The organism is Lientehia hominis (genome assembly GCF_021044755.1).
Classification (GTDB): Bacteria; Bacillota; Clostridia; order Lachnospirales; family Lachnospiraceae; genus Lientehia; species Lientehia hominis.
The window spans coordinates 69,334-83,833 of the sequence record NZ_JAJNOR010000005.1; the positions used below are offsets into that span (position 1 = coordinate 69,334).

The window sequence follows — 14,500 nt, forward strand, 5'->3', positions numbered from 1 at the left end:
CCTCCCGTACCTTATTTCTGGTTTAAATATTCTTTATGGCCAATCTCATGCAGCTTATCCGCCTTGGCAACTACTTGATCTTTAAGCTCCTCGGAATACTCCTTCAGGCGTCCGAGCAGCGCCTCATCGGAGGTGGCAAGAATTTTCGCCGCCAGAATACCCGCGTTGGCTCCGCCGTTTATTGCTACAGTCGCCACGGGAATGCCGGAAGGCATCTGTACGATGGAATAAAGGGAATCCCGTCCGCCAAGGGACGTGGTGTGCATCGGAACACCGATGACGGGCATGGGAAAGATCGCCGCGCACATTCCGGGTAAGTGAGCGGCCATCCCGGCGCCCGCAATGATCACTTTAAATCCCTTTGCCTCGGCTGACTTCGCATATTCGAAAAACACATCCGGCTCCCTGTGGGCGGAAATGATCGTCATCTCGTAATCCACGCCAAGTTTGTCCAGAATATCAGCCGCTTTGCTCATAACGGCCAGGTCAGAATCGCTTCCCATGATAATTCCTACTTTTGCCATGTTTTCTCTCCTCTTTTTCTAATGTTTGTTATTGACAATATATGATAATATTTTACAAAATCTCAACCTATTTATTCTAACATAAACCACCTGGAATATACAAGACTGCAAACTCAAATTTAAAAAGGCTCATTGAGCATCTCCGTTCCCTTCAGTACAAATCTACCGTCCAGGATGACCGGTGTCCTGCTGCCGTCCGCATGCAGGACGGCAATCTCTCCCAGCTCATCGTAAGGGATCGTGATATCTGTATGGCAGTTGAAATACGCTTTCTGAGGATCTTCTTTTCTTCTCAGGGAACACTCGTTATCCCTTGCCACAATCTCTTTTCCGTCGGGATTATAAACCTTCACATCCTCCGAATGGCTGTAGCAGGTGTCCCCAATGGCAAAATGAGGCCCCATCTTTTCTATGATCAGAATCTTCAGTCTGTCTATGATCCCATACTTCTTTGCCATGGCATATGCGGCTGTATTAGTCCCAACGGCAAATTCCCCCATGGGAAGGGCAGGATGATTATATAGAAGATTTTCCTCTACCAGGCTTCTGTTCTCTTCTTCCGTTTCGTAATTAGAACAGGAATACTCCGTGGTCATACCGTCCCGGAAATGAATCTCCAAATTTTTATACTCCACCTCGTTTATATAGATCTGAGATACGTGGAGCACCCCGTCAGTCCCAGAAAGCCTGGGGGACGTAAAGACTTCTCCCAAAGGGATATTCACATCGGCCAGGCAGTTTTCAAAGTTGCTCTCCTTTTTCCGGTCTTTCAGGACATGCAGGGCGACTCTGAGATACGTTCGGTTTCCGTTCCTTCCCCTTATCTCCACAAACTCTCCCTCATCGAGCGCATCGATCAAAATCCCCTGGATTTTCTTGTACTGCTCATAATCCAGCGTATTGATCCGGATGGTCTCTTTAAATATCTCTTCAAAATCTTTTCCGATTTCAGGGACCGGCCAGGAAATAATCGTAAAGCTCCGTTCCTCACCTTTGATATATTGATTTACGATCTCACCAGACTGGGAAGCCAGCTCCACAGAAAGACGTTTTTGTCTTTCATTCAGAGAAAACGCCTCCGGCTTATTCTGGTAGGAAAACGGTGTTTCCCCAAAGGTCTCCATCACTGCCGGGCCGGCGTAGACTGCCGCCAGCTCCTTGTATTCCTCATATGCCACCCGCATCACGGACAATTTCCGCTCCTTATATGCCTTGTCAAGAAAAAGAGCGCTGTCAAATCTGTGGTCATATTCATACTGTTTATTGGCATAAGCGCCATAATAACCGATCTTCAGATGCTGCCGTTTATTGGCGGCTCCCACCGCCGCACGGAAAAGAACGGGCGACAGGCCCATCTTTTCAAACTGCCGCACCGCCTGGCGGACTACCCGTTCAAAACCGACACAGTACCGAATCTCCACTGTCTTTTTTTTGGAAAGATCGATTCCGGCAAGCTCAAACCCCCTGCGGTACCCTTTTGTATATACCGACGCCATTTTTTCAATGGTCTCCTCCGGCAGGCTGTTCAGAAAAGCAGCTGTCCGCAGCTCATTCTCTGAAATATATTCTCCAAACTGATAGAGGTATCTCAGATCGGAAAGCTCCTGATCCATGATGATTCTCACGGCGAAGTCCAGGGACGGATCGATCTGCTCCCGGATCCTCCTGACCACCGTCACATCACAATAATCACTTACAAAATAATAGAGAGTTTCTTTCATCTCTGACAAAAACGTTTCTTTTGTCAACTCATTCGTTTCTTTAGACTCGTATAAGTTATATATTTCAATAAACAATTCCAGGCACGGCGCCCATTCCTCCAGACGGTCTTCATAGATATAAGCAATGCCCCCGCGAAGCTCCGATGAAAGAAAGGCCAACATCCGGCCTGCTTCCAAACCGAATTCTTTCACAGCATACGCCGGATTCGTATAGCTCGATTCATAGGCAGCTCCTAAAATATCCTCGTAAAGTCGGCGGTTCCGTTCCCGAAGCACTTCCATTGAAGGAAACGTCTTTTCCCTTTTCTCCCGTTTAAGCGCCATATAAACTTCATCCAGATAAAGCAGAAAGCCCGCATGCCTTTTAAAATATGCTGCAGCTATTCCGCATTCCGCATAAATTTCCCGGATACGCCCCATTGACAATTCGTATCGTTCCAACAATATCGTATTCTCCAATCCCGTCAGCTCCCTGTTTCCTATTAACGGCTGTATTTTCTTTGAATGAGATAGATCCAGAGAAAACATACGACCAGGCCGGCGCCCAGCATGAGCATGGACCAGCCGCTGAAATCCACCATGGTCTGGAGGACGCCGTCTATGGCCTCCACCACGGCAAGCACAAATATCGGCACGCTCATCTCTTTGCAATAAGCCGCCTTGTCCTCAGGCTTTATCTGTTCCTGAGCATTCTTTCCCAGGAAATCCATTTTCCCTCCACGCACCTGTACTCCCATGAACAAAAATACTACGGCTATGATAAAGCTGAATGACGAGTTGATTGACATTTTCTTTTTCCTCTTTTCCTATAGTACGTACCTCAGGCACTATTTCTCCCTGTCGTCCTGTATCTTTCCTAAAGCTACATTCTTCTCAATAAGTCCCTTTGTATACTCCCAAAGCTCCTCTGAGCCCTCCGGCGTCTTCCTGTTCCTCGATAGGATCTGGGACACCCGGACGCCATGCTCTTCCCATGCCCGCCCGTCCGTCGCATCGTTTAACAGAACCGGCTGTATCTTATCCAGTGCCAGCGCAAATTTCGCCTCCGGTGTCTCCGCCGCCTCAAACTCTTCCCACAGACTGCGGAACCACTTCCCCTGATCCTCCGGAAGAAGGCTGAAGATCCTGTCTGCGGCTTTTACCTCCCGATCTCTCTTTGTCGTGTTTCCGGCCTCGTCATAAGCATAGGTGTCTCCTGCGTCTATTTCTATCACATCATGGATAAGCACCATTGTCATGGTCTTTGCCACATCGACCGGCTCATTCGCGTATTCACTCATCAGGGCACACATAAGAGCCAGATGCCAGGAATGCTCCGCATCATTTTCCTTTCTGCTTGCGTCGGAAAGATAGGTCTGCCGAAAAATCTGCTTGCTCTTATCCATCTCCAGAATAAAGGACATCTGTTTTTTCAGCCTGTCCGCATCTATTTCCCGCTTTTCCGTATCGTGATCTTTTTTCATACTCATTCCTTCTAAATTATGATCCCCATTACATAAATGGTTATGATACCTGCAATTCCCGCCAGGTTTAGGCCGATGGCTACCTTAGACAATACCGGCATGCCTTCTTCCTTCGCCCTTTTCCTCGCATCTCGTATAGGAAAAATAAGGCCCAGGATATTCAGGAAAAATGCCAGAAATCCAAGAGCCGCTATGGTCGCGTCCCCATGCCCGTAGGTGCGGAACGCGATGGCCAGCCCTGCTGCCAAAAAAAGCAGGGAGCCTACGAATATCAGGATGGATACCATTCCTGCTGTGGAAAAATGAATTATGAAAAGCTTTGTTTTCTTCCTGTTCAAACTGTTCAAAATAAGTCTCTCCTGACTGGTTTCTTATCTCTTTTTATGGAGCTGCCTTCTGAGCCGGGCCGCGATCAAAAAACACCAATAACCTGCCATGCTGCCAAGAGTATTCAGCATCAGATCATCCACGTCAAAGCTGCCGCGCCTGGTCACCAGCTGAAGGCTCTCTATACAGAGGCTGCAGAGCAGGCCCAATAGAAACACGATATACCACCTTCTGTTGGACAGGCACAGCATCGGGAGTATGAACCCAAAAGGCATAAATGCGACTACATTCCCAATAAGATTCATGCTGGCGTTCAGGGGACCCAATACATCCCAATACCGAATACAGCGATATATCTCCCGGAAGGGCTCCAGATTATACCGGTATCCCACGGATAAGTCTGTCCTCCCCAGCGACTCCGAAAAAAACATGAAATAAGTGAGTCCCGCCAGATAAAATATAAATAGAATCCATCCGATGGAACGGACGGCTCTGGTACTAAAATGTTTTTTCAATGCAGATCACCTTGCGTTCCATCAAAAAGTAATGTCTGATTTCCGTTTCAGTAAAAAGGCACCGCTCACGATACTTCCAATCCCTACCACGAGGCCCGCGACTATGATGACGATTCCCATCACAATGGAAAAGGTGCCTGTGCTCTTCATTGTTCTATATACTTTTTCACCCATTCGGACACCTCCTACTCTTCCGCTCCATATTTTTCATAATATGCGTCAATAGCTGCTTTTAATGTATCGTCGATGATAATCTCGCCTTTATAAGGCCTGTTGTACAGGTGCTCCACCACGTCCGCCATGGTCACGATAGATGCAGTCTCCAGACCATATTTTTCATGGATCTCTTTCAGAGCAGATTTGCTTCCCTGTCCCCGCTCCATCCGGTCCACTGAAACCACCAGACCTAGCACCTCTACGTCACCCTGTGCCTTTATGATGGGCAGTGTCTCACCTATGGAAGTCCCCGCCGTGGTCACATCCTCGATGATGACCACCTTGTCTCCGTCCTCAATGGGACTGCCGAGAAGAATCCCCTTGTCCCCATGGTCTTTGATCTCTTTTCTATTGGAACAGTAACGGATATCGGCGCCATACTGGGCGCTGATCGCGATGGAAGCCGCCACGCTCAGCGGAATCCCTTTATAAGCCGGCCCAAACAACACATCAAAATCCGTCCCGAACCTGTCCGCGATTGCTTTTGCATAATAACCTCCCAGACGTCTCAGCTGCTCTCCCGTCCGGTAAAACCCCGTATTGATGAAAAACGGAGTCTTTCTCCCACTCTTCGTCACAAAATCTCCAAATTTGAGGACCTTACAGTCCACCATAAATTCGATGAATTCCGCCTTGTATTGTTCCATTTCCTGTCACATGCTCCTTTCCGACGCCGCTTCCCGTCCCTGCAGCAGCCGCTTCCGGCTCAGCGTACTGCTCCAATCAGCTCCCTGATATCCTCAATTCCATAGCGTTCCATATATGCACAGATTCCATCCGCCACCTCTACAGAAGCGTAAGGATTATGGAAGTTCGCCGTCCCCACGGATACTGCTGACGCGCCGGCCAGAATAAATTCCAGAGCATCCTCCGCGCACAGGATACCCCCCATCCCGATGACAGGCACCTTCACTGCCTGCGCCGCCTGGTATACCATGCGTACCGCCACCGGCTTCACTGCAGGGCCCGACAGCCCGCCTGTCTTATTTGCCACGGCAAATGTCCTCTTATGGATATCAATCTTCATTCCTGTAATGGTATTGATAAGAGAGATCACATCAGCTCCGCCGGCCTCAACCGCTTTTGCCATTTCTCCGATATCTGTCACATTGGGACTCAGCTTCATGATGACCGGCTGAGCCGCTTTTTCTTTCACAGCTCTCGTGATGGCCTCAGCCGCCTTTGTATCCTGTCCGAAAGCAATCCCGCCTTCCTTTACGTTTGGACAGGAAATATTGATCTCCAGCATATCCACCGGCTCATCCGCCAGGCGTTCCACCACTTCCACATAGTCTTCCGTGGTCTTTCCGCAGACATTGACGATGATCCTGGTATCATATTGTCTGAGAAACGGAATATCCCGCTTGATAAACACATCGATTCCCGGGTTCTGAAGGCCGATGGCATTGATCATCCCTCCATAGGTCTCCGCGATCCTGGGTACAGGATTCCCCGGCCAGGGCACATTGGCCACGCCTTTTGTCACCACGGCTCCTAAACGGCTCAAATCCACAAATTCACTGTATTCCTGTCCGGAGCCAAAGGTTCCGGACGCCGTCATCACTGGGTTTTTAAGGGTCACTCCTGCCAGATCTACCGACAAATTCATCAAAGCTCCACCTCCTCCGCCCGGAATACCGGCCCGTCTTTACAGATTCTCTTATTATGCACCTGACTGTGGCTGTCCACTTCTTTTGACCGACAGATACATGCCAGACACGCGCCGACGCCGCAGGCCATCCTTTCCTCCAGCGATATCCATGCCTCGATTCCCCGCTCCGACGCATAATCCTTCAGAGCCCGGAGCATCGGCGCAGGCCCGCAGGCATAGAGCACATCCGCCGAAAGGCCATGCTCTCTGATGGCATCCAGAACATTTCCCGCAGTTCCAAAGCTTCCATCCTCCGTCGCCACATAAAGCGGTCCTGCTTGTTCAAATTCCTCTTTTAAGAATATATGACTGTCCCGGTATCCCATAATCAGCTTTTTCTCTCCGGGAAGCTTCTTCGCCAGCTCCAGCATAGGAGGCACTCCAATCCCTCCTCCGATCAGAAATGCCCGCCTGTTTTCTGCCGCCTCCAGGGGGAATCCATTCCCCAGGGGCCCAAGGACAGGAATCGAGTCACCGGCCTTATATGCCGAAAATTCCTCGGTCCCTTTCCCGGCAATCCGGTAAACCAGGCGGATACGCCCCTTCGAGATCTCACAAATACTTATGGGACGCGGCAGAAGTCTGGAACCGTCTTTGCTGTAAAGGGACAGGAACTGCCCCGGCCCGGCTTCCTCTGCCATATCCGTTTCAATCCACATACTGTATATGCCCGGCGCCAGAGACTCCTGCGAAAGGACTCTGGCCGACTCTTTTCTCTTCGCCATACCTGAACGATCTCCTGATCTTTATCTTTTATAGTCCGCCTTATTTGTGTGCCTGCAGCGCCCCGTTTATATCTGCGATCATATCGAGCACTGCCTGTCTGGCTGCCTCTCCAAAATTCTCCGCTCCAAACTTCACATAAGGCTCTTTTTTATATGCAGCAATGATGCCTCTGGAAGAGTTGACAATAGCGCCCAGGCCGTCCTCGTTGAAATAAGGGACCAGATCCGCCGCTTTTCCGCCCTGAGCTCCATAGCCGGGAACCAGGATGAAGGACTTGGGCATGACCTTTCTCAGCACCTTTCCCATTTCCGGATAAGTGGCGCCTACTACAGCGCCCACATAGCTGTAGGAGTCTCCCATACACGATTCTCCCCACTGGGCCACCTTTTCTCCTACCCACTCATACAGAGGGCGGCCGTCCATGAGCCTGTCCTGAAATTCCCCGCTGGATGGATTAGAGGTCTTGACTAAGATGAAGATTCCCTTCTTTTCCTCCTTACAGACATCTATGAAAGGTTTGATGCCGTCAGTTCCCAGATATGGATTGACCGTGGCAAAATCCTCGTCAAAAACCTTCAGGACCGTATTCCCCACCTGAACTCTGCCCAAATGGCCCGCAGCATACGCCGCCGAAGTGGAGCCAATGTCCCCGCGCTTCACATCACCGATCACGACCAGATCCTTTTCATGGCAGTAATCCACCGTCTTTTTATATGCTTCCATACCTTCCACACCAAACTGCTCGTACATGGCTGCCTGGGGCTTCACAGCAGGAATCAAATCACAGACAGAATCCACGATCCCTTTGTTGAACTGCCAAATGGCATCTGCCGCTCCCTTTAAGGTTTCTCCATATTCCGAAAATGAACTTTTTAATATATGCTCAGGCACATAAGAGAGCATCGGATCTAAGCCTGCCACGACGGGGGCTCCCAATTTTTTTATTTTCTCACACAGCTTGTTGATCATTTGTTTCCTCCTGCTATCATTCTGCTTCGTATACGACGGCTCCGTCCACAATGGTCATCACCACCTGGCCCTTCACCTTTTTTCCATCAAAAGGCGTATTTTTTCCCTTTGATACAAAGTCTTCTTTATTAATGACATATTCTCTGTCGGGATCGATCAGGACAATATCGGCACATTTCCCTTCTGCCAGGCTTCCTTTGTCAACTCCCAGTATCCTGGCGGGCGCATGACTCATCCGCTCTGCCATCTCCATAGGCGTCAGGATACCCTTATGCACCAGCTCCGTCATGGTAACAGCCACTGATGTCTCCAGCCCCACAATGCCAAAGGGCGCGCCCGCAAAGCCTTTTGCCTTTTCCTCTTCTCCATGGGGCGCATGATCTGTGGCGATCACATCAATGATGCCGCGCTTCAGTCCGTCGATCAAAGCGTCCACATCCTCTTTTTCCCGCAGAGGCGGGTTCATCTTATAATTGGCATCGTCCTCCGGGATATCGCCGCTGGTCAGGGTAAAGTGATGGGGGCATACCTCTGCCGTCACCGGAAGGCCCGCTTCTTTGGCAAGCCGGATCATCTCCACGCTGTCTTTTGTGGAACAGTGGCACAGATGCAGCTTAGCCCCTGTTTCCTTTGCGATCAGGATATCCCTCGCCACTATCACATCCTCCACACCGTTTGTGATGCCGGGCAGTCCCATTTCTCTGGATTTTTCGCACTCATTCATCACTCCGCCGGCCACCATGTTCTTATCCTCACAGTGTGCAAGCACAGTGACTCCCTCGCAGGCCGCCGTTTTCATGGCATCCCGGTACAGCCCCGCGTCCATCACCGATTTGCCGTCCTCGCTGATAAAAGCCATACCTTCCTTCTTCATTCCGGCGATATCCGTGATCTCCGCGCCCTGCTGCCCTTTCGTCACCGCCCCAATGAAGGAAACGTGTACCGGGCATTCTGCCGCCGCCCGCAGTGTCTGACTTCTGATCATTTCGGGACTGTCCGTGACCGGTATGGTATTGGGCATGGCGCACATGGTAGTGACGCCCCCCCTGGCTGCCGCCAGGCCGCCGGTATAAAGTGTTTCCTTATATTCCAGTCCCGGATCCCGAAGGTGTACATGCAGATCGATAATGCCCGGCATCACATAGAGGCCTTCCGCATCTACGACTCTTCCGGCCTCTTCTTCAATATCCTGCGCTACCCGGAGGATCTTCCCATCTTCCGTCAGCACATCATAAATTCCGTCTTTCCCGGTATCCGGGTCAATAACACGTCCATTCTTTATCAATAATTTCATGAATCCACGCCTTTCTGTCCTGTTCTCTTTTATGCGTGCCTATCGTATCTATTCTAGCATAAGCTTTTTCGTTCGTCCAGTTTATTCGCCGGACAGGCTCCATACGGAGAAACCTTTTATTCCGTCTGCCTTTGCTTTCTCAGCATGATAAAAATGACGACGGTCACGCCCATTATCACCGGGTAAAACGTGTACGGAATGATCTGAAGAGGCGACAGCCCCGTCTGCCCCGCCGCCAGCAAAAGCTGCGCTCCATAGGGAATCAGTCCCTGGGTCACAGAGGCAAAAATATCCAGCAGTGAAGCTGTCCGCCTGGGTGAAATCCCATAATCTGTACTGATCTCCTTTGCGATCGGCCCGGCGATCACAATCGCCACAGTATTGTTGGCCATTGCCATATCCACCAGCACCGACAGGACAGCAATCCCCAGTTCGCCTCCTTTTTTCCCATGGATCCTCTTATGGATCAGATTCAGGATGCAGGTGATTCCTCCGTTTTTTTTCACTAAGGAAACAATACAGGCCACAATGATGGAAATGACTGTGATATCATACATGGAAGTCACACCTTCTCCCATTACGGAAAACATCTGGGACAACGCGATTGTCCCGGTGCCTGCTCCGGCGATCAGAGAGAGGACCGTACCGCCAATCAGCACCAGGAATACATTGACTCCTGCCAGCGCTCCGATCAGCACAGCGATGTAGGGAAGCACCTGCCAGAGATTGAAGCTCCCCTCCAGAGCCACCTGAAACGAAGTATTCCGGCTTATGAGCACATATATGACCAGCGAGACCACCGCCGCCGGAAGGACCAGCAGAAAATTTTCCCTGAATTTGTCCCTCATCTCACAGCCCTGAGTACGAACCGCTGCGATGGTGGTGTCAGAAATCATGGACAGATTGTCGCCGAACATAGCTCCGCTGACCACCGCCCCGATACAGATAGCCATGGAAAATCCTGTCTTCTGGCTGATTCCCACAGCTATAGGAGCCAGCGCTCCTATGGTCCCCATGCTGGTGCCCATGGAAATCGACATGAAGCACCCTATCAGCATGAGCCCTGCCACAGCAATCTTCGGCGGAAGGATATAAAGACCCAGGGCTACTGTACTGTCCGCCCCGCCCGCTGCCTTTACTGCGCCTGAAAACGCCCCGGCAGCCAAAAAGATCAAGCACATGGTGATGATGTTCTCGTCCCCCACTCCCTTTGCTATCACCTTGAGCTTCTCGGAAAATGGCAGTTTCCTGTTCTGTACGAAAGCTACCAAAAGGGCGATCAGAAACGCCACAATGGCCGGCATCGCGTAAAAATCCCCGCTTATTAAACCCACTCCCAGAAACAGGACCAAAAATACACCGATGGGGAGCAGACCCCAGATATTTCCCTTTTCTCTCACTTTTTCCATTTCATACCCCTCGCTCGTTCCTTTTATAGTATTTCCTATAATACAAGAAAAAGGGCTGCCGCAAAATTTCACACATTTCACGACAACCCTTTAATATCAGCCGTTTTCCGCTTTCAGTCCTCTTCTCCGTCTTCCTCTGCAATGGCAGCCGACACGGATGAAATGGTACTGACCACAGCGATCACTGCTCCCACGATCACTACAAAGATAATCAGGGCAATCATAAAGTAATAAATAAACTGATCGCTCTCGCCATCGGTATCTCCGGAAGAAGCCGCCGGAACCGCTTCCGCCTCCTGGACTTCCGCTTGTCCATCCAAGGCCGAGGCCTGAGAACGCCTGGGACCCGACATGAGCGTACCGCCCGCCGCACAAGCGATAAGAAGTACGAATACCCCGAGAAGCCTGCGCAGAATCACTTTCTTTGCCTGTTTTTTATCCATTTTCTCATCCCGCAATCTAAAAATTTTCTATTTTCCAGCATAACACATTTTTCCCAAAAAGGAAACCTTCCGATGAGAAAAGCTGTTCAAAATATATTATTTAAAAAAACCCTTCTTTTTATGCTTCTCTTCCGCAGAACCTGCTTCTCCGGCCTCTCCCATTGTCTCCTGGAACTTCTGAAGCGCCTCCTTCTGCTCCTTTGTCAGCTTCTCCGGCACCTTCACTACCAAAGTCACATAGTGATCGCCTCTGACATTCTTGTTCCGCAGATAAGGCACGCCTTTTCCTTTCAGCCGAATCTTCGTATCCGTCTGCGTCCCGGGCGACACATTATAAAGGACCTCTCCATCCACGGTCCTGATTTTTATCTCGCCGCCCAGCGCCGCCTGAGCAAAGGAAATCGGAACTGTCGAATAGATGCTGGTATCCTGCCGTTTGAAGATGGGATGATTGGAGACCACGACCTCCACCAGCAAATCCCCCCGCTCTCCGCCGTTAACGCCAAGTTCTCCTTTTCCCCGGATACGGACACTCTGTCCGTTGTCGATACCGGCAGGAATGGATACCGCGATCCGTTTCTTTGAGCTCGTGTTTCCTGTCCCTCTGCAGGCAGGACACTTCTCTTTGATGATCTTCCCCGTGCCTCCGCACTCGGGACACGTCTGGACGTTCCTTACCATGCCGAACATGGACTGCTGCGTATAGACCACCTGGCCCTTCCCGTTGCATTTCGGGCAGGTCTCCGGCTTCGTTCCCGGTTTGGCCCCGGTGCCATGACAATCCTTGCATTCGTCTTTAGTCGTCAGCTCAATTTCCCGTTCACAGCCAAACAGCGCTTCCTCAAAGGTAATCCGGATGCTGGTCCGCAGGTTGGCTCCGCGCATGGGTTCGTTGCCCGCGCGGCCGCGGCTTCTGCCGCCTCCGAACAGATCGCCGAAGATATCGCCGAAAATATCGCCCATATCTGCGCCGCTGAAATCAAAACCGCCGAAGCCTCCTGCCCCGCCCGCTCCATTTTCAAAAGCCGCATGGCCAAATTGGTCATACTGACGCCGTTTTTCCGGATCGCTCAGAACGGCATATGCCTCAGAAGCCTCCTTGAATTTCGCTTCCGCATCTGCATTCCCCTGATTGGTGTCGGGATGATATTTTTTGGCAAGGACCCTGTATGCCTTCTTAAGCGCCGCATCATCGGCATCTTTGGGAACGCCCAGAACCTCATAATAATCTCTCTTATTTTCAGCCACTTCTCTTCACCTTTCTCTATATTCTCCCCTGTTTTCTATTGTCCTGAAACACGCCAAAAGATTCAAGGCAGACCCCGGAAGGGGCCGCCCTGAATCATAGGAAAAAGGGAGGGGGATTAAACTTCTTTATAATCCGCATCTACCACGTCATCGTCTGCCTGGCCTGCTCCGGCACCCATGTCAGGGCCTGCGCCCTGAGCGCCTGCCGCACCCTGAGCCTGTTCATACATCTTAGCAAAGAGAGCCTGGGCGCTGTTCATCAGCTTCTCTTTTCCGGCTTTCAGCTCATCCAGCTGAGTATCGGAGATCTCTCCGTTTGCCGTAGCGTCTACCACTGCTTTCAGTGCTTTCAAGTCGTCCTCCACCGCAGCTTTTTCGGAAGCGTCCAGCTTGCTGCCGGCTTCTTCCAGCGCTTTCTCTGTCTGGAACACCAGAGAATCCGCTTCATTTCTTGCATCGATGGATTCTTTCCGTTTCTTATCCTGTGCCTCGAACTCAGCCGCCTCTTTCACCGCTTTGTCAATATCGTCTTCCGACATATTGGAACCGGCTGTAATCGTGATGTGCTGCTCTTTTCCAGTACCAAGATCCTTTGCGGATACATTTACGATACCGTTAGCATCAATATCAAAGGTAACTTCAATCTGCGGCACACCTCTTCTTGCAGGCGGAATTCCGTCTAAGCGGAACTGGCCGAGACTCTTGTTGTCCTTTGCAAACTGTCTCTCACCCTGAAGTACGTTGATGTCCACAGCGGTCTGATTATCTGCGGCCGTGGAGAACACCTGGCTGTGCTTTGTCGGAATGGTAGTATTCCGCTCGATCAGCCGTGTAGCTATGCCTCCCATGGTCTCGATAGACAGGGAAAGAGGTGTGACATCCAGAAGGAGGATATCGCCTGCGCCTGCATCCCCTGCCAGCTTGCCGCCCTGGATAGAAGCGCCGATCGCTACACATTCGTCAGGATTCAGATTCTTGGAGGGCTCTTTGCCGGTCAGGAGTTTTACTCTGTCCTGTACGGCAGGCACACGAGTGGAACCGCCGACTAAAAGCACCTTTCCCAGATCGGAAGCAGACAGTCCCGCATCCCTCAGGGCGTTCTGTACGGGCACTGCCGTCCTCTCCACCAAATCGTGGGTCAGCTCGTCAAATTTTGCCCTGGTCAGATTCATATCGAAATGCTTCGGTCCTTCACTAGTTGCAGTGATGAAGGGAAGGTTGATGTTCGTAGTCGTGGCGGAAGACAGTTCCTTTTTCGCCTTTTCAGCCGCTTCCTTCAGTCTCTGAAGGGCCATCTTGTCATTTGACAGGTCAACGCCCTCTGTCCTCTTGAATTCTGCGATCATATAATCTGTGACCTTTGCGTCAAAATCATCGCCGCCCAGGCGGTTGTCGCCGGAGGTTGCCAAAACCTCGATCACACCGTCACCAATCTCGATAATGGATACATCGAAGGTACCGCCGCCCAGATCGTATACCATGATCTTCTGCTCTTTTTCATTGTCAAGTCCATAAGCCAGAGCTGCCGCCGTCGGCTCATTGATAATCCGCTTCACATCCAGGCCGGCTATCTTGCCCGCGTCCTTGGTTGCCTGACGCTGTGCGTCATTGAAATAAGCGGGAACAGTTATGACAGCTTCTGTCACCTTTTCTCCCAGATAGCTCTCTGCGTCGGCTTTCAGCTTCTGAAGGATCATCGCGGAAATCTCCTGAGGAGAATATTTTTTTCCGTCAATATCTACCTTATAGTCGGTTCCCATATGTCTTTTAATGGAAGAGATGGTCCGCTCGGAGTTGGTGACTGCCTGACGTTTTGCCGGCTCGCCTACCAGTCTTTCACCATTTTTTGTAAAAGCAACGACAGAAGGAGTTGTCCTCACGCCCTCTGTATTCGCGATAACTACAGGCTTGCCGCCTTCCATAACTGCTACGCATGAATTTGTTGTACCTAAGTCAATGCCTATGATTTTTCCCATAATAATTTCCTCCTATAT

General features: G+C 50.7%; 16 protein-coding genes. All 16 read right to left on the reverse strand.

The window, feature by feature from the left end:
- Positions 1–11: 11 nt before the first annotated feature.
- The 16 genes from purE to dnaK all read right to left on the reverse strand — a co-directional run bounded on the left by purE (position 12) and on the right by dnaK (position 14,482).
- A complete protein-coding gene (gene purE / locus LQE92_RS09240) occupies positions 12–524 on the reverse strand; it encodes a 5-(carboxyamino)imidazole ribonucleotide mutase (protein ID WP_231062697.1) in 513 nt (170 codons plus the stop codon).
- 119 nt (positions 525–643) lie between these two features.
- The gene (locus LQE92_RS09245; protein ID WP_231062898.1) at positions 644–2,665 is read right to left on the reverse strand and encodes an aminopeptidase; all 2,022 of its coding nucleotides are present in this window, start codon (positions 2,663–2,665) and stop codon (positions 644–646) included.
- Between the two features lie 62 nt (positions 2,666–2,727).
- Positions 2,728–3,033 carry a hypothetical protein gene (locus LQE92_RS09250; RefSeq protein ID WP_231062698.1) on the reverse strand — a complete coding sequence of 102 codons (306 nt, stop codon included), beginning with the start codon at positions 3,031–3,033 and terminating at the stop codon, positions 2,728–2,730.
- A 39-nt stretch (positions 3,034–3,072) separates the two neighbouring features.
- Positions 3,073–3,708, reverse strand: coding sequence for an HD domain-containing protein (locus tag LQE92_RS09255; protein WP_231062699.1), 636 nt, complete (start codon positions 3,706–3,708; stop codon positions 3,073–3,075).
- Between the two features lie 11 nt (positions 3,709–3,719).
- The gene (locus LQE92_RS09260; RefSeq protein ID WP_231062700.1) at positions 3,720–4,055 is read right to left on the reverse strand and encodes a DUF6142 family protein; all 336 of its coding nucleotides are present in this window, start codon (positions 4,053–4,055) and stop codon (positions 3,720–3,722) included.
- A gap of 24 nt (positions 4,056–4,079) precedes the next feature.
- On the reverse strand, positions 4,080–4,550 hold the full coding sequence (locus LQE92_RS09265) for a VanZ family protein (RefSeq protein ID WP_269141911.1): 471 nt from the start codon (positions 4,548–4,550) through the stop codon (positions 4,080–4,082).
- A 21-nt stretch (positions 4,551–4,571) separates the two neighbouring features.
- Positions 4,572–4,724: a hypothetical protein gene (locus tag LQE92_RS09270; protein WP_231062701.1), complete on the reverse strand. Its 153-nt coding sequence runs from the start codon at positions 4,722–4,724 to the stop codon at positions 4,572–4,574.
- 11 nt (positions 4,725–4,735) lie between these two features.
- Positions 4,736–5,413 (reverse strand): orotate phosphoribosyltransferase, encoded by a 678-nt coding sequence (gene pyrE / locus LQE92_RS09275; protein WP_231062702.1) that lies wholly within the window; start codon positions 5,411–5,413, stop codon positions 4,736–4,738.
- A gap of 59 nt (positions 5,414–5,472) precedes the next feature.
- On the reverse strand, positions 5,473–6,375 hold the full coding sequence (locus LQE92_RS09280; RefSeq protein WP_231062703.1) for a dihydroorotate dehydrogenase: 903 nt from the start codon (positions 6,373–6,375) through the stop codon (positions 5,473–5,475).
- The gene (locus tag LQE92_RS09285; RefSeq protein WP_231062704.1) at positions 6,375–7,142 is read right to left on the reverse strand and encodes a dihydroorotate dehydrogenase electron transfer subunit; all 768 of its coding nucleotides are present in this window, start codon (positions 7,140–7,142) and stop codon (positions 6,375–6,377) included. Before LQE92_RS09285 ends, LQE92_RS09280 begins: the two co-directional genes overlap by 1 nt.
- A gap of 40 nt (positions 7,143–7,182) precedes the next feature.
- Positions 7,183–8,112: an orotidine-5'-phosphate decarboxylase gene (pyrF, locus tag LQE92_RS09290; protein ID WP_231062705.1), complete on the reverse strand. Its 930-nt coding sequence runs from the start codon at positions 8,110–8,112 to the stop codon at positions 7,183–7,185.
- A 16-nt stretch (positions 8,113–8,128) separates the two neighbouring features.
- Positions 8,129–9,406: a dihydroorotase gene (locus LQE92_RS09295; RefSeq protein ID WP_231062706.1), complete on the reverse strand. Its 1,278-nt coding sequence runs from the start codon at positions 9,404–9,406 to the stop codon at positions 8,129–8,131.
- Between the two features lie 116 nt (positions 9,407–9,522).
- Positions 9,523–10,815, reverse strand: coding sequence for a Na+/H+ antiporter NhaC family protein (locus tag LQE92_RS09300; RefSeq protein WP_231062707.1), 1,293 nt, complete (start codon positions 10,813–10,815; stop codon positions 9,523–9,525).
- Between the two features lie 113 nt (positions 10,816–10,928).
- The gene (locus tag LQE92_RS09305) at positions 10,929–11,258 is read right to left on the reverse strand and encodes a hypothetical protein (protein WP_231062708.1); all 330 of its coding nucleotides are present in this window, start codon (positions 11,256–11,258) and stop codon (positions 10,929–10,931) included.
- Positions 11,259–11,354: 96 nt separating this feature from the next.
- Positions 11,355–12,506, reverse strand: coding sequence for a molecular chaperone DnaJ (dnaJ, locus tag LQE92_RS09310; RefSeq protein ID WP_231062709.1), 1,152 nt, complete (start codon positions 12,504–12,506; stop codon positions 11,355–11,357).
- A gap of 116 nt (positions 12,507–12,622) precedes the next feature.
- Complete coding sequence (gene dnaK / locus LQE92_RS09315) at positions 12,623–14,482, reverse strand: molecular chaperone DnaK (protein WP_231062710.1); 1,860 nt, start codon at positions 14,480–14,482, stop codon at positions 12,623–12,625.
- Positions 14,483–14,500: the final 18 nt, after the last annotated feature.